Annotated in this window: 14 protein-coding genes and 3 pseudogenes; 2 read left to right on the forward strand and 15 right to left on the reverse strand. The window is 39.8% G+C overall.

What is annotated here, in order from left to right; genetic code table 11:
- Positions 1–124 precede the first annotated feature (124 nt).
- From J4G36_RS05040 to J4G36_RS05070, 7 genes are all read right to left on the reverse strand, one after another.
- On the reverse strand, positions 125–1,024 hold the full coding sequence (locus J4G36_RS05040) for a stage III sporulation protein AE (RefSeq protein ID WP_210468967.1): 900 nt from the start codon (positions 1,022–1,024) through the stop codon (positions 125–127).
- Positions 1,025–1,040: 16 nt separating this feature from the next.
- On the reverse strand, positions 1,041–1,418 hold the full coding sequence (locus J4G36_RS05045) for a hypothetical protein (RefSeq protein WP_210468968.1): 378 nt from the start codon (positions 1,416–1,418) through the stop codon (positions 1,041–1,043).
- The gene (locus J4G36_RS05050; RefSeq protein WP_172369233.1) at positions 1,418–1,624 is read right to left on the reverse strand and encodes a SpoIIIAC/SpoIIIAD family protein; all 207 of its coding nucleotides are present in this window, start codon (positions 1,622–1,624) and stop codon (positions 1,418–1,420) included. Before J4G36_RS05050 ends, J4G36_RS05045 begins: the two co-directional genes overlap by 1 nt.
- Before the next feature lie 136 nt (positions 1,625–1,760).
- The gene (efp, locus tag J4G36_RS05055) at positions 1,761–2,318 is read right to left on the reverse strand and encodes an elongation factor P (protein WP_210468969.1); all 558 of its coding nucleotides are present in this window, start codon (positions 2,316–2,318) and stop codon (positions 1,761–1,763) included.
- A gap of 20 nt (positions 2,319–2,338) precedes the next feature.
- Entirely contained in the window at positions 2,339–3,406 is a 1,068-nt protein-coding gene (locus J4G36_RS05060) for a M24 family metallopeptidase (protein WP_210468970.1), read from the reverse strand.
- Complete coding sequence (gene aroQ, locus J4G36_RS05065) at positions 3,403–3,843, reverse strand: type II 3-dehydroquinate dehydratase (RefSeq protein WP_210470429.1); 441 nt, start codon at positions 3,841–3,843, stop codon at positions 3,403–3,405. The genes J4G36_RS05060 and aroQ overlap by 4 nt, the downstream gene beginning before the upstream one ends.
- Positions 3,844–3,921: 78 nt before the next feature.
- Positions 3,922–4,332 carry a hypothetical protein gene (locus tag J4G36_RS05070; RefSeq protein WP_210468971.1) on the reverse strand — a complete coding sequence of 137 codons (411 nt, stop codon included), beginning with the start codon at positions 4,330–4,332 and terminating at the stop codon, positions 3,922–3,924.
- Positions 4,333–4,460: 128 nt separating this feature from the next.
- Here J4G36_RS05070 and J4G36_RS05075 point away from each other — a divergent pair, with 128 nt between their 5' ends.
- The gene (locus J4G36_RS05075) at positions 4,461–5,447 is read left to right on the forward strand and encodes a DUF1385 domain-containing protein (protein WP_210468972.1); all 987 of its coding nucleotides are present in this window, start codon (positions 4,461–4,463) and stop codon (positions 5,445–5,447) included.
- 63 nt (positions 5,448–5,510) lie between these two features.
- Here the strand turns inward: J4G36_RS05075 and J4G36_RS05080 are convergent.
- From J4G36_RS05080 to J4G36_RS05100, 5 genes and pseudogenes are all read right to left on the reverse strand, one after another.
- Positions 5,511–6,629, reverse strand: a pseudogene (locus tag J4G36_RS05080) (vitamin B12-dependent ribonucleotide reductase); the annotation flags it as partial.
- 279 nt (positions 6,630–6,908) lie between these two features.
- Positions 6,909–7,529 (reverse strand): annotated as a pseudogene (locus J4G36_RS05085) (vitamin B12-dependent ribonucleotide reductase); the annotation flags it as partial.
- 436 nt (positions 7,530–7,965) lie between these two features.
- Positions 7,966–8,952 (reverse strand): LAGLIDADG family homing endonuclease, encoded by a 987-nt coding sequence (locus tag J4G36_RS05090; RefSeq protein ID WP_210468974.1) that lies wholly within the window; start codon positions 8,950–8,952, stop codon positions 7,966–7,968.
- A 107-nt stretch (positions 8,953–9,059) separates the two neighbouring features.
- A pseudogene (locus J4G36_RS05095) lies at positions 9,060–9,851 on the reverse strand (ribonucleotide reductase N-terminal alpha domain-containing protein); the annotation flags it as partial.
- A 169-nt stretch (positions 9,852–10,020) separates the two neighbouring features.
- Positions 10,021–10,857: a lipoate--protein ligase family protein gene (locus J4G36_RS05100; RefSeq protein ID WP_210468976.1), complete on the reverse strand. Its 837-nt coding sequence runs from the start codon at positions 10,855–10,857 to the stop codon at positions 10,021–10,023.
- A gap of 153 nt (positions 10,858–11,010) precedes the next feature.
- Between J4G36_RS05100 and J4G36_RS05105 the strand changes: the two genes are divergently transcribed.
- Complete coding sequence (locus J4G36_RS05105) at positions 11,011–11,340, forward strand: rhodanese-like domain-containing protein (RefSeq protein WP_210470431.1); 330 nt, start codon at positions 11,011–11,013, stop codon at positions 11,338–11,340.
- Positions 11,341–11,404: 64 nt separating this feature from the next.
- On the opposite strand, the gene fabI is transcribed toward J4G36_RS05105, so the two are convergent.
- From fabI to gcvPA, 3 genes are all read right to left on the reverse strand, one after another.
- Complete coding sequence (gene fabI, locus J4G36_RS05110) at positions 11,405–12,184, reverse strand: enoyl-ACP reductase FabI (protein WP_210468977.1); 780 nt, start codon at positions 12,182–12,184, stop codon at positions 11,405–11,407.
- Positions 12,185–12,335: 151 nt separating this feature from the next.
- On the reverse strand, positions 12,336–13,796 hold the full coding sequence (gene gcvPB, locus J4G36_RS05115) for an aminomethyl-transferring glycine dehydrogenase subunit GcvPB (protein WP_210468978.1): 1,461 nt from the start codon (positions 13,794–13,796) through the stop codon (positions 12,336–12,338).
- The gene (gene gcvPA, locus J4G36_RS05120; RefSeq protein WP_210468979.1) at positions 13,789–15,156 is read right to left on the reverse strand and encodes an aminomethyl-transferring glycine dehydrogenase subunit GcvPA; all 1,368 of its coding nucleotides are present in this window, start codon (positions 15,154–15,156) and stop codon (positions 13,789–13,791) included. The genes gcvPB and gcvPA overlap by 8 nt, the downstream gene beginning before the upstream one ends.
- Positions 15,157–15,162 lie beyond the last annotated feature (6 nt).

Genomic DNA, 15,162 nt, shown 5'->3' on the forward strand with positions numbered 1-15,162 from the left:
GCTAGCTTGACAATCGGTAAGAAGTTTTCCTCTTTGTTCCCTGGAAAGAGTAAAAATAGCAAGGATGATAAAACAGTTATCGATAGAACCCCTACCAAAAAACCTTCCATCTTCTCACCTCACTTCACTTCATCGTTGTTAATAATTTAATAAGTATGATAGAAAACAACGCCGTATAAATAAACGCAAACGCAATTAAAAATGAAATTGCGCATAAAACAAATAGCGTTTTACCAATGTCATCTAGCAAACCGGTAATGTCTTCATCAGCAAAAGGTTCGATTAAAGCGGCTATCCACCTATAAAAAAGCGCTGTCAGCAATGTTTTCATAGAGGGGACGAGAGCGACCGTCCAAATACTTGAAATGAGCCATCCACCAACGAACACGCTTACCCCCGATGAATACCTTCCAATTGACCCGAGGCTCTCTGTCATAAAAGATCCTATCAACGGGATGTTTTGTTGGATGAGTTCTTTCAACGGTTCGCTGGCCAGTCCAGAAAGTGCCCAGGACATCGTTCCACCTACAGTGATAAATATTGAATATGCTGCAACGACAGCCGAAACGATTCCTATTAAAGTGGTTCGAATGAGCTCGGCTAACTTAGTAAAAGGGACATCGGGTAATAATCTCGTTGCAACATCCAATAGAAGCGCCGTTGACAAAAGTGGGATCAATAGCTTTTCGGTTAATACAACCGCGCCATTTGCAAATAAAAGCATTGCAGGTTGAGAGTTTAATAAACTGAACGCCCCACCGGCTGCAATCATAGTTGCAGTAAGAATTGGATAAACGGCAATAAACATCATTGATATTGAATAAGCAATATCACGTATTAGGATGAAATGTTCAAAAGCTGGCTTTAATGCGACGGTAATAATAATGAAAAATAAAATGATTCTCGTCCATTTTTTAAATGATGGAAACAAAAAGTCTGTCATCAAAGCCATGAAAGCCGATAGGATTATAATTGAAAAGCTCGTTAACACAGTTCCGAGTAGTACATCAATAAAGGGGATCATAAATGTACCCGTCCGATCATTTAGTAATAAGTGATGAGAGTACTTCAATCAAGTCAGTGGTTTGATCCACCCAGAGAAGAAGAATCGTTATTTTAATAACAAAATGGGATAATATTGCCAGTGAGCGATAACCCGCCTCCTCAATGTGATCAGCGATGATTTCGGATACAAAAAACAATACTGCACTACCGATTAATAGTTTCGCGAAAGGGTTAGGGAGCGACTCAAACAATCGATAAAAAGTCCTCCCAAACGGAAATATTACAGTTGTTAGTAAATAAAATAGAACGATGAAAAAAATAGATGTATATAATAACGGTTGTAATTTTGGAACTACAAATGAAATTAGGAGGAGCAGCAAGAAGACAACAACTATCTGTAGTAAAATAAACATTAGACCATCGCGAGCCATTGGAAAAACTCAGCTATTTCAATGAAAAATATTCGAAGGAATCGAAGTAGTTCTGCCGTGATATACAAATAGGCGATGAAAAATAGAAAGAAGGAAAACTCTTTCTTGCCCGTTTGTTCAAAAAACACATGCAGGATTCCGATGACCAAACCGATACCGGCGATTCGTAACAAGTCATTCAATTCCATCCGGTACTCCCCCCATGAATTAACCTATGTATTATTGACAATGTATATGAATGTGCGGGAAACGTTGTTAGCTATTTTTTTTACGTAAATAAAAATCCCCCTTGCATTCGATTTGAATGCAAGGGGGATTCTTTTTTTATGCGCGCGAGACGTACTCTGCTTCTTCAGTATTAATGACAAGCGAATCGCCTACGTTTACGAAAAACGGTACTTGGACTGTTAAACCAGTTTCTACTGTTGCTGGTTTTGAACCGCCGCTTGCTGTATCGCCTTTAATGCCAGGTTCTGTTTCGACTACTTTCAACTCTACTGTTATTGGAAGTTGCACACCAAGAATTTCGCCTTGGTATTGAATTACATGGACTTCCATATTTTCTTTAAGGAATTTTAATTCGTATTCAATTTGTTTTCCTGGAATTTCAATTTGATCATAAGTTTCATTGTTCATAAATACATGGTCATCACCATTTGCGTATAAATACTGCATATGAAGATTGTCGATTTGAGCACGTTTTACTTTTTCGCCTGCTCGGAATGTTTTTTCATTAATATTACCTGAACGCAAATTCCGCAATTTAGAACGTACAAAGGCTGCACCTTTCCCTGGTTTTACATGTTGGAATTCCATAACTCTCCAAATATCACCATCTACTTCGATTGTTGCACCTGTTCTAAAATCATTCACTGAAATCATTATTTTTCCTCCAATACAAATTATAAAATAAGTAACGCTTTTGTTGCGTGAGTCAGTCGTTCATTTCCGGATTCCGTAATGATAATATCATCTTCAATACGAACACCACCAACGTCAGGTAAGTAAATTCCTGGTTCTACCGTAACAACCATGTTGGGTTCAAGTACAGTTTCCGAACGGAACGATAGACTTGGCGCTTCATGGACTTCCATACCAATCCCATGACCTGTCGAATGTCCGAACGCCTCACCATAACCTTTAGATGTGATATAATCCCGGGCAATCGCGTCCGCTTCAATACCTGTCATTCCTGGTTTAATCTCTTTTAATGCAAGTTCTTGTGCAGCTAACGTCACTTCATAGATTTCTTTTAGCTTATCAGTTGGTTCACCAACCGCCAAAGTTCTTGTTATATCAGAAATATACCCTTCGTATAAAGCACCGTAATCTAACGTGACGAAATCACCCGTCTCAATAATTTTACTTGTCGCGACACCGTGCGGAAGCGCACTACGCAATCCAGAGGCAACGATTATAGAAAAAGAGGATGACGTTGCGCCTTGTTTTCTCATGAAAAATTCTAGCTCATTCGATACATCTAGTTCGGAAATGCCTGGCTTGATGAACTTAATAATATGTTCGTAAGCATCATCCGCAATTTTTGCGGCTTTTTTCAAGATTGTTATCTCATCAGGCGTTTTCACCATACGTAATTTTTCAACGAGTCCCGAAACAGGCGTGAGGTCTGCTTTCACCTCTTTTTTGTACGATTCATAAAGTCCAAAGGCCATATCATCTTTTTCAAATCCTAGTGTCTTCACGTTCATCTTGCTAACTTGGGCTGCAACTTCTTCGATAATTGTCTTAGTATGCTGGACAATTCGATAGCCTTCAATTTGTTTTTCGGCTTGTTCAGTATAACGGAAATCTGTAATAAATACAGCGTCATCTGCTGACACGATAGCGACACCCGCGGTACCTGTAAAGTTTGTCATGTAACTACGATTATACGGGTTAGTAATGAGAAGCGCATCAATCTCTTCTTTTTTCAACTGTTCTCTTAAATTCGATAGTTTCAAAGTCATCATTCCCCTTTTCTTTGGAGGAGGAAGGCCTGCATGGCAAGCGTGTAACCATTAGTACCAAAACCAGTAAGTTGGCCGATGCAAACTGGCGCGATAACTGATGTCTGACGAAATGGTTCCCGATTATGTATGTTAGAAATATGCACTTCAATCACTGGAATGTCCACGGAAGCTACCGCATCACGTAATGCAATACTATAATGTGTAAACGCACCCGGATTGAAAATAATGCCATCCGTATTATCGTCAGCAGCTTCGTGGATCCGATCAATAAGTGAACCTTCCGTGTTTGATTGGAAGAAAGAAAGCGTTACTTTGTTTTCACTTGCAATTGTTCTTAGCTTTTCTTCCACGTCATCAAGCGTTTCATACCCATAGATTTCCGGCTCTCTTTTTCCAATGCGATTTAAGTTGGGTCCATTTAATACAAGTAATTTCACCGACGAACCATTCCTCTCCATTTTCTTTTTCATTTTATCACAACCTACGTTCGTCGGTAACTAATTCAATCCTTTTCTTCAAACTTTTCTCATAAATGTCGCTGTTCCTGTGATAAATCTTAATGTAATTGCGATTGTCGCTAAAAACGGATATGAAATGGTTTTAAAAACGTCTATTATTGATTTCGGTTCGCTAATAAACCATTCAACAATAATAACACCGATTACCCCTATGATGATTGCTGATAACGATGGTGGAATTTTGCCCATGAAAGAACTTAGAATATAAAGGATTGCAAAAATAATAAATAACCCGATAAAGAGTAACGTCCATTTTATACTGTAGTGGTATGAAGAAACTTGATACCATTTATCTGTCCAACCAATCGGCGACCAATTAATAAACGAAAACATCTGTAAGAATTTTAAAGCAAGCGTCGTAAATAATGCAGCAAATAATGATGTGTACATAAATGTTTTATCAATCATCTGAATCCCTCCATATAAATAAAAGTGTTGGGTCGTTCTGATAATTTTAAACATTTATGTGGAGGTAATGAATAATTTTTAGTATAATAGGTACATTCGATATACTCGAAAGAAAGCGTGGTTAAAAAATGGCGAAAGAGCAACAACCCCAAACATATGGGGGCCAAGCACTCGTTGAAGGCGTTATGTTCGGCGGGAAAGATCATACAGTAGCGGCAATTCGAAGAAAAGATAATTCAATCGATTACTTTCATCTACCTAAGAAAAAAAGTAACCTAGCAATGAAATTAAGAAAAATACCATTCCTTAGAGGAATTGTAGCCTTAATTGAATCAGCCGGAATTGGATCTCGTCATTTGACATTCTCTACGGATCGGTTTGACGTCGAACCCGGCGAGGAAAAAGAAGAAGATGAACAAGAAACATCGAAATTGACGATGGTCATAGGTGTTGCTGCAGTTGGTGTTCTATCTTTTTTGTTCAGTAAATTTGTATTTACACTCGTACCGGTCTTTTTAGCAGAATTATTTAGTTCAATCGCATCCGGTAAGACGGCACAAATATTACTTGAGAGTTTTTTCAAACTTACACTCTTACTAGGATATTTAGCGTTAATATCCATGACACCATTCATTAGAAGGGTCTTTCAATATCACGGTGCAGAACATAAAGTAATCAATGCGTATGAGCGTAAGTTACCGCTTACCGTAGAAAATATTCAAGCCCAATCCAGACTGCATTATCGCTGTGGAAGTAGCTTCATTCTGTTTACGGTTATCGTGGGAATGTTTATATACTTCCTTGTTCCCGCGGATCCACTATGGTTACGACTTGTTAACAGGATTCTTCTAATCCCTGTTGTTCTCGGCGTTTCATTTGAAGTGCTACAATTAACGAATGCAGTCCGTAATATACCCGTATTAAAGTATTTGGGGTATCCTGGTTTATGGCTTCAATTGTTAACTACGAAAGAACCAACAGATGACCAAGTAGAGGTAGCCATCTTATCATTTGAAAAATTACTTGAAGTTGAAGAATATGGCGTTTCAGCATTAAGTGTAGAAACTGCTGAAGAAAATGTGAACACGATTACTTCTCCACTTACAGCTCAATAATCATTTAAGAAAAAACTGGTCTCCTTTCTCGTATTGAGAATGGAAACCAGTTTTCTTTTTATATTATAAGCCGCACTTTAGTTGTGCATTACAGTTTGTACACGTGTTACAGCCGCCCATTTCTTGGACAGTTCCTTGGCGACAAACCGGGCATGTGTTACCCACTTCAGAGCCGATTGTTACGTTCGTTGAACGAAGATCTTGAATCGTATCAACGAGCATAATTGGTCGCTCTTCAATGACTTCTTCAACATAATCTGAATCTATTTCATTTTCTTCAGCTTTTAGTGTCAAGACTTGAGAGTCACGGCTACCATCTACATAAACAGTTCCGCCTTTTGCTCCGCCTTTGTATAAACGCTCATATACGCTTTCTACTTGTTCAACTGTGTAACCTCTTGGCGCGTTCACCGTTTTGGAAATCGAGCTATCAATCCAACGTTGAATGATGCACTGTACATCAGCATGTGCTTCAGGTGCAAGACTCATCGATGAAATAAACCACTCAGGTAAATTATCCGGATCTGCTTCAGGGTTACGTGTTAAATATTCCTCTACAATTTCAGCTTTCACTTCGATAAAACGACCGAGACGTCCGCTGCGGTAATACGTAAAGGAGAAATATGGTTCTAATCCTGTAGAAACTCCAACCATTGTTCCAGTAGACCCAGTAGGTGCAACTGTCAATAAATGGGAGTTTCTGATTCCGTGTTCCAAGATTGATTCACGGATATCTTCAGGCATTTTTTTCATGAAACCTGTGTTGATAAATGCATTTCGTAGCGCTTTTGTTTCTTCATCTGTTTTGCCGATGAGGAATGGGAAGCTTCCCTTTTCTTTCGCAAGTTCCACAGATTCGCGATATGCCGTCGTTGCAATCGTTTCAAAAACTTTATCGACGAGCACATTTCCTTCTTCTGAACCGTATTCTTTCTCACAGTAGATAAGAAGGTCAGCAAGTCCCATGACGCCAAGTCCAACACGACGTTCTCCGAGTGCTTGTTTTTCGTTTTCATCTAGGAAATATGGTGTCGCATCGATGACGTTGTCTTGCATACGCACACCGACTTGAACGATTTCCTTCAATTTTTCATAGTTTACAGTTTTTGTTTCTTTATCAGCTACTTCAGCAAGGTTTACTGCAGCAAGGTTACAAACCGAATATGGTGCTAATGGTTGTTCCAGTTGTTATCCTAGAAAGGTTTTTTATCCTCTAGTTCTTACAGTTCGTATTTCTGTAAGTTCAGCATACATTTTCACTAAATAGTATAGTGTTGCGGTCTCGTGCCTAGATTATAGTCTGTTTTCGTCCTATAGAAAACAGGATCACTAGGTATGCGTTGCCCCTGACTGAAGCTTTACCTTCAGCCTTCGGTTCGGATTGGCAAGTATAATTTGCTAATTATACTATTTCTCAGCTTTCCCGCTTCATCCCGCAATTTTTAACGTGAGGCGAACTTCACCACACGGGTTTGTTGCTACGACTTGCTGGCCGTAAGCTTTTGCATTTGTTTCGCTGTTGGCATTATCAATGAAGAAGATTCCTGGTTCAGCAGAATACGTTGCACAAATATTGATAAGATCCCAAAGTGCGCGCGCTTTAATCGTTCTGTAAACTCGTACACCGAATCCTTGACGTTCCCATTCACGAACATCTCCGATTTCATGCCACTTTTCGTTATAGAATGTCATTTCTTCCGGAGAGTACTTCTCGACTGCTGGGAATCTCAGGTCATAATCTGCATCTTCCTCGACAGCTTTCATGAAATCATCTGTCAGCGTAACTGAGATGTTTGCGCCTGTGAGGAATTCTGGATTATGTACGGAGTACGTTCCACCGTCGCGTAATTTCGTTTCAGCGTCTTTCATGATTTCTTCACTAAAGCCGCCTAAACCAGGGATGTTACGGTAGTTTAAGATGCTCTGATACATCGCATCTTCCTGTGCAGTCAACGGTTTGAATTTCAATTTTTCGTTTGCTAGTTTTTTAATCAGTTCATCTTCCGTGTGTTCTAGAAGATAACGTAGAATTCTTGGATTCTGCATTTTTGAAATGATGAATTCAAGAATGTCAGGGTGCCACCTAAATACCGTCCTTTTCAGGATATTTCTCTGCTTATTGCAGACGGAGTAGACTATATCATCACCCTCAGCATAATCTGTTAGGGGTCGGGCGCTTCGGAAAGTACTAGATCTTCCCTACTCTACTTCCATTCATAAAGAATGGTTTCGTTAGTCGTTGAACCTTCACCTATACGGCGCTTGGCTGCGGATTGTCCAATACCATTAATTTTTCAGCATTCACGCTCACCGTTTCCAGTCACGTTGTAGCTTAATGGTCTCTAAGGAGTTCTTCGCAATTCACCCGATTTTCTAGTCGTCTATTGTCTGGACGACGCGGACTAGCATTGTTAATCCGCTAGCATTATCATTTGTGCTCCACGCTAATTGTTACTCTCTCTACTAGAGAGGGCTGGGTCATTTCTGCCCAACTCTCATACTTTCACATGAGATCAGACTATCTCATCAAAGATGAATAAATCTTATATTTACGATTTAATTTTATATCTCCATGTTGATATAGAAGGTTAAAAATTGCTTTCAATTCTTTTGTACTACTAAAATAAACATCGTAACAACCTTGTTTTTTAGTTATTGAATTCACATTCGTTGCAAAGCCTTGGGTTTTAAATAACTTAAGAATTGCTATTAGGATTTCACGATTTCCTGTAAAGCCCATTCTAGCTTTAATATACCCATAACGTTGATACACTCTTATGTGTCCGTCTGCATCGAAAAAACCCCGTATGAACCCCCATTGAAGATCATGGTCAACAAAATCTATAAACTGCTCTTTTCCAGTCTTCAAAGGTATAATACCGTGTTTAATTAGGTCGTTCGCGATTTTTGTGGAATTAATAACTAAAGAATATTTATTTTGTTCGTTTGGGGCACCCTTTTTTCTGAACTTAATCGCTTCGATCATGTTGAGTTCCCGTGCAATATCTTCAAGCAATTGAAGGTCCTTCTCCGCTAAACAAAGTACTACTCGTTTGGACTTTCCCTTATCGACAATAGCACCATCCCCGAGTATATATCCCATTAAGTAGGCTTGGTTTACCGTATGAATTTTTTCAAAATAATCTTCATCATATCGATAAATCTTATTTATCAATTTTCCGGCTTCACCTGGGGTCCTAGGTTGGAAAAACTGTACTTCTTTATTCCAACGTAAAATAGTGCCTCTCGAAATATCCAATCTTTTAGCTATTTCAACCTGACTTAAACCTTCTTCATGGAGTTTAGTAATCTTAAATATTAATTCATCTTTGTCCTGCGCCCCATAACGGCGTTGCCGCTTGCTATGGTTTACTTCTTCCTTTGCTTCCAAATTATTCACCGTCCAATCGTATGAATGAATTATAAAAACTTTAGGAAGGTTCAATAGTCGTTGAACGTTGATCTTTGTTTCCAAAGACCCTTCGCTGCTGATTGCCCAATCCATATTTTTTTCAAACCTTCACGCTCACCGTCACCGGTCACGTTGTGGTAAATAAGGCTCTAAGGGTGTTCCAGCAATTCACAGGATTTTAATCCCGCCGTGTTAAGTTAACGGGATCCGCCTTGTTCGACAAGATGCGTCAATTTGGCGATGTCATCTAGCCAAGAAACAGACCCTGATGATTTACCGTTCACGCCTCTCGCAAGTGTGTTACGTGGTCGTAGTGTCGAACCATTCGTACCGACACCGCCGCCGCGGCTCATAATCTCCATGACTTGTTTACGGTGGTCGGAGATACCTTCACGTGAATCGGCTACAAACGGCATAACATAACAATTAAAATACGTTACATCTGTTCCTGCGCCGGCTCCGTATAAGACTCGTCCCGCTGGTATGAAATTTAATGACGAAAGTTGTTTGTAAAAGTCTTCAAATGATTCCTTGCGTCTTTCTTCCGTCGTTTCCACGGATGCAAGGCCAGTCGCATTTCGCTTGGCAATTTGTTCATAGAATATTTCAAGTGGCTTTTCAAGGACTTCAATCGGTCTTGTGATAACACCTGATTCTTGATCTTCAGGATCGTCAATCGCTGAACGATAATCCTGTTCAATCCAAATATCGGCTTGTCCATTTTTCTCATCAAGTGCGGTAATGTATCCGAGTCCGCGTGCTGGGAACTTCGGATCTTCTTTCACCGTTAAAACAACGAAATCGCCAACTTTCAACGTTTTCTTTTCAGTATCCTTGTACGAATACCGGTCAATCATTACAAGCCTCGACACTCCCTTGTGTTCGATATGCATGTCTTCTGTTATTGGATGCACTTGCGGAAATTCTGCGATATCTTCGTTTAATTGTTCCTTATCCAGAACTGGTTCTTGGTGCTTTGAAACAACAACCATTGAGGCATCCTCCTTTATAGATTTTTTGACTAGACACAATATCTAGTGTCTACCTTATTAAGTAATGTACTACATATGGTTTAATGATTCAAATATTAGTATGCTAGATTTTTAATAAATGCAGTCATGTCGCTCTTTTGAAAATCCAAATGTATCTAAAGTTCTAGTGTCACTTTTTAAATGTCCATTCGATATTCCCATACTTTTTTCGCTCGATTTCTTCGACATAAAGAAGTTGAGCTTCAGTTAATACATAAGGTTCAAGCTGAATCTCGAGCGCTTTTTCAAATCCTTTTGAAAAAGCTTCAATGCTTTCATATATCGACACTTTTCGACCTGCAAGTTGATCAATCGCTACCGCTTTTTCACGGATGCCAACTTTCATACGTTGGCGTTGTTCTTCTGACTTAAACTTGAACAATGACACAAGTTTTTCTGCGTCAAGACTTAAAAGAATCGCGCCATGTTGTAAAATAACACCCTTTTGTCGAGTTTGAGCACTTCCGGCAACTTTTTTCCCTTCTACGACGAGTTCATACCAACTAGGCGTGTCGAAACAAACGGCACTTTGAGGCTTTTTTAGTCCATCGATCTGTTCCTTGCTGTCCGGAATTGAGAAATAAGCATCAAGACCAAGATTACGGAATCCCTCTAGAAGTCCCCCAGAAATCACACGGTATGCTTCTGTCACTGTTTCTGGCATATCTGGGTAGTCTTCTGACACAATAACGCTATATGTAAGTTCATCTTCGTGCAGTACCCCCCTGCCGCCTGTTGGTCTTCTCACAAACCCCAGCCCATGTCTCTCAACTTGTTCCATATTAATTTCTTTTGAAACACTTTGAAAATAGCCAATCGACAATGTTGCTGGCGACCATTCGTAAAAACGTAAAACGGGACCAATTTCTCCTTTGCTATGCCATTCCAACAGCGCTTCATCGAGTGCCATATTAAAAGAAGCCGTACATTTACCCGAATTAATATAATGCCAAATTGTCTTCCCCATTACTTATACCTCCTTTGTGCCGAACTTCATTTTAGCATCCCTATTGAACAAGTTCCACCATACTCTTATAATAGAGTTGAATAGAGAAAGGGGAAAGTTGTTGTGGATACACTTTATATTGTAATAGGAATCCTTGTCGTTATCATTGTTTATATGGTTGTGACGATGTTGCGCTTACGAAAAGCGGTCACAAATTTAACACAAGAAGAATTTATACAAGGCTACCGGAAGGCTCAATTAATTGACGTCCGTGAGCCAAAAGATTTCGAAGCTGGTCACATTCTCGGTGCGCGAAATATTCCGTACTCGCAGTTTAGACAACGTCATAAAGAAATTCGTCCGGATTTACCGGCCTATTTATATGACCAGAATGGCGGAAAAAGTGCACGTGCCGCCTTGCTTCTAAAGAAAAAAGGGTACACAAAGTTATATCAGCTACAGGGCGGATTCCGTCAATGGACAGGCAAAATTAGAAGTAAGTAATCAAAAAAGGTTGAGCAAGCAGATAAAGTATCTGCAAGCTCAACCTTTTCATTTTGGAAAGATATTACCCCATTATATTATAGCCGCCATCCACATAAATAATTTCTCCAGTAACCCCACTTGAAAGATTACTTAGAACAGCCAGCGTCATATCTCCAACTTCTTCTTGTGTAATATTTCTTTTTAGAGGTGCCGTTTCTTCAATTTTGGATAAGATTGTATTAAATGAAGGAACACCTTTGGCAGAAAGTGTGCGTACAGCACCCGCCGAAATTGCGTTCACGCGAATATTGTCTTTACCTAAACTCGAAGCTAAATATTTTACTGATGCTTCAAGAGAAGCTTTCGCGATCCCCATTACGTTATACCCTTCAAGAACGCGTTCAGCCCCGAGGTAACTCATAGTAACGATTGAACCACCATCTGTCATATAAGGACTCGCTTCCTTGGCTACAGCGATGAGCGAATAGGCACTGGTATCTTGAGCGAATGCAAATCCGTCTCTAGATGTGTTGATGAAATCTGTACGAAGATCTTCCGCATGTGCAAAAGCTAAAGAATGGACAACACCATATATGGAACCGACATTTTCACCAATTGTTTTAAAAGCATCTTTGATACTTTCGTCTTCATTTACATCACACTGAACGATGAGTTTGGCTTCCATGTTATTTTCATTCAACAATTTCGTAATTCTGTCCATCGAGCGTTCTTTTCGATATGTAAAAATTAAGTTTGCGCCAGCTTTAGCAAGTGACTTTGCGACACCCCAAGCAAGACTTCTTTGATTCGCAACGCCCATAATCACAATGTTTTTCCCTTTAATTTTAAGTAAATCATCCATAATATACATATCCTCCAATTAATTAACTACTTTAAGTTTAGCACCTGGTACTAAAAGTAAGTGTAACATAATCTCAGACGATGTTAAACTTAATTTAACACAAAAAAATGAAAAACACAGTGCAAGTCTGTGTTTTTCATCATGATACATTTTACTCTTTTGTATATCGCAATACAGGCTGACGCGCTGCTCGAGTTTCATCAAGACGTTTAATGACAGTCGTATGCGGTGCTGTTTGAACAATTTCTGGATCATCTTCGACTTCTTTTGCAATTTGGATCATCGCCTCAATAAATGAATCAAGCGTTTCTTTCGATTCGGTTTCTGTAGGTTCAATCATCATTCCTTCTTCTACGTTAAGCGGGAAGTAGATTGTCGGTGGATGATACCCGAAATCAAGCAATCTTTTCGCGATATCTAGTGTTCGAACGCCCAATTTCTTCTGTCTCCGTCCTGATAGAACAAATTCGTGCTTACAATGTTGCGTATAAGGAAGATCGTAATAAGATTCTAACCTGCGCATCATATAGTTCGCGTTGAGGACTGCATTTTCAGTAACAGCCTTCAAGCCATCTGGGCCCATTGAACGGATGTATGTGTACGCACGAACGTTAATACCGAAGTTTCCATAAAAAGGTTTGACTCGACCAATAGCTGCTGGACGGTCGTAGTCGAATGTAAATTTATCATCTTTTTTCACAAGAACCGGTGCCGGTAAATAAGGGATTAAATCCTTATGAACGCCAACTGGGCCAGAACCCGGACCGCCACCGCCATGAGGGCCTGTAAATGTTTTATGCAAATTCAAGTGAACAGCATCAAAGCCCATATCTCCTGGACGTGCTTTCGACATAACAGCGTTTAAATTCGCACCGTCATAATATAACTTTCCGCCTACGCCGTGAACAATTTCTGCCATTTTAACGATATCTTTTTCAAAAAGCCCTAATGTATTTGGATTTGTTAGCATCAATGCAGCAGTATCATCACCGACAACGCGCTTCAAATCCTCTAGGTCAACAAGGCCTCTCTCGTCGGATTTAACCGTAATCGTATCATATCCTGCTACTGTTGCTGATGCCGGGTTTGTACCATGCGCAGAGTCTGGAACGATTACTTTAGTACGTTGGAAGTCGCCATTTGCTTCATGGAAAGCGCGAATCATCATCAACGCTGTCCATTCCCCATGAGCGCCTGCCGCCGGTTGAAGCGTAATTTCATCCATGCCTGTAATCTCTACTAAATGCTCTTGAAGATCATACATTAATTCCATTGCTCCTTGAACTGTCGATTCATCTTGTAGCGGATGAATATTAGCGAATCCTGGGTAACGAGCAACGGATTCATTTATTTTTGGGTTATATTTCATCGTACAAGAACCTAATGGATAGAATCCAGAGTCAATACCATGATTTCGTTTTGAAAGCGCCGTGTAATGACGCATAATATCGAGTTCCGACACTTCAGGTAGCTCTGCTGCTTCTTCACGGTGATAACCAGCCGGTAATAGGTCAGCAAGATCAAGTTCCGGTACATCAAGTTCTGGTAGGCTATAGCCAATTCGACCTTCTTTTGTTATTTCAAAAATTAATGATTGATCTTCGTTACGCATTGAGGGCCTCCGTTTCCTGCACAATAGCAGCTGTATGCTGGACGAGTGCATCGATTTCTTCTTTTGTGCGTTGTTCAGTAATTGCAATCAAAGCATGATTTTTAAGTTTTCCAAATTTCAAACCAAGATCATATCCGCCGATAATGTCGTTCTTGAATAGATATTGATTAACTTCTTTAACGGGCTTTTTAACATTAACGACAATCTCGTTAAAATGAGCGCCGTCGAACTTTACATCAAAACCTGCTTTTTCGAATGCTTCTTTTGCATAGCGAGTTTTTACGATATTTTGATACGCGATTTCCTGAGCGCCAACTTTTCCTAATGCTGTCATTGCGACAGATGCGGCAAGTGCATTTAGTGCTTGGTTCGAACAAATATTAGACGTTGCTTTATCGCGTCGAATATGCTGTTCTCTCGCTTGAAGAGTAAGTACATAACCGCGTTTCCCGTCTTCATCAACTGTTTCCCCAACAAGACGACCTGGTAATTTACGCATGAGTTTTTTTGTCACTGCAAAGTAGCCACAGTGCGGACCACCGAATGATTCCGGAATTCCAAATGGTTGTGCATCGCCGACGGTAATATCCGCACCTAATTTTCCGGGTGGTGTCAGCACCCCGAGTGCAAGTGGATTTGATGATACGACAAACAAACCTTTTGATGCATGCGTGAGTTCACCAATTTTTTCTATATCTTCAATTTGTCCAAAAAAGTTCGGATATTGAACAAGAACTGCCGCCGTATTTTCGTCTAGCATTTCCTCAAGTTTCTCCATGTCCGTGACACCATTTTTTTGAGGAACTGTTACCACCTCAATAGATTGCCCTTTGGCATACGTTAAAACAACATCACGTGACTCTGGATGAACGGTTTCAGAAACGAGTATTTTTTTCTTACGAGTATGACCTGCTGCCAATGTTCCAGCTTCCGCAAGTGCAGTTCCACCGTCATACATGGAAGAATTCGCAATTTCCATTCCCGTTAATTCACAAATCATTGTTTGGAATTCAAAAATCGCTTGTAGTTCACCTTGAGATATTTCCGGTTGATAAGGTGTGTAAGCCGTATAAAACTCAGAACGAGAAATCACGTGATCAACAATAATCGGCTTATAATGATCATAAACTCCAGCACCTAAGAATGATGCATATCTTTGCGAATCTGCGTTTTTAGCAGCAAGTTTTGAGAGTTCCTTCGTTAAAGAAGACTCCGATTTTGCCTGCTTTATGTTGTACTCGCCTTTAAAACGAACTTCTTCTGGAATAGCCTCAAATAATTCATCAACAGTAGCGACACCGATTACATCTAACATTTCTTCGCGGTCAGCTGTCGTCATTGGAATAAAGCGATGCTTCATGTTCAT

The organism is Sporosarcina sp. 6E9 (assembly GCF_017921835.1).
GTDB lineage: Bacteria > Bacillota > Bacilli > Bacillales_A > Planococcaceae > Sporosarcina.

Coding starts and splice junctions, on each gene's coding strand:
- J4G36_RS05040 (WP_210468967.1), bottom strand. CDS start 1,024: ATGATCCCCTTTATTGATGTACTACTCGGAACTGTGTTAACGAGCTTT.
- J4G36_RS05045 (WP_210468968.1), bottom strand. CDS start 1,418: ATGTTTATTTTACTACAGATAGTTGTTGTCTTCTTGCTGCTCCTCCTA.
- J4G36_RS05050 (WP_172369233.1), bottom strand. CDS start 1,624: ATGGAATTGAATGACTTGTTACGAATCGCCGGTATCGGTTTGGTCATC.
- efp (WP_210468969.1), bottom strand. CDS start 2,318: ATGATTTCAGTGAATGATTTTAGAACAGGTGCAACAATCGAAGTAGAT.
- J4G36_RS05060 (WP_210468970.1), bottom strand. CDS start 3,406: ATGATGACTTTGAAACTATCGAATTTAAGAGAACAGTTGAAAAAAGAA.
- J4G36_RS05070 (WP_210468971.1), bottom strand. CDS start 4,332: ATGATTGATAAAACATTTATGTACACATCATTATTTGCTGCATTATTT.
- J4G36_RS05075 (WP_210468972.1), top strand. CDS start 4,461: ATGGCGAAAGAGCAACAACCCCAAACATATGGGGGCCAAGCACTCGTT.
- J4G36_RS05090 (WP_210468974.1), bottom strand. CDS start 8,952: ATGGATTGGGCAATCAGCAGCGAAGGGTCTTTGGAAACAAAGATCAAC.
- J4G36_RS05100 (WP_210468976.1), bottom strand. CDS start 10,857: ATGGGGAAGACAATTTGGCATTATATTAATTCGGGTAAATGTACGGCT.
- J4G36_RS05105 (WP_210470431.1), top strand. CDS start 11,011: ATGGTTGTGACGATGTTGCGCTTACGAAAAGCGGTCACAAATTTAACA.
- fabI (WP_210468977.1), bottom strand. CDS start 12,184: ATGGATGATTTACTTAAAATTAAAGGGAAAAACATTGTGATTATGGGC.
- gcvPB (WP_210468978.1), bottom strand. CDS start 13,796: ATGCGTAACGAAGATCAATCATTAATTTTTGAAATAACAAAAGAAGGT.
- gcvPA (WP_210468979.1), bottom strand. CDS start 15,156: ATGAAGCATCGCTTTATTCCAATGACGACAGCTGACCGCGAAGAAATG.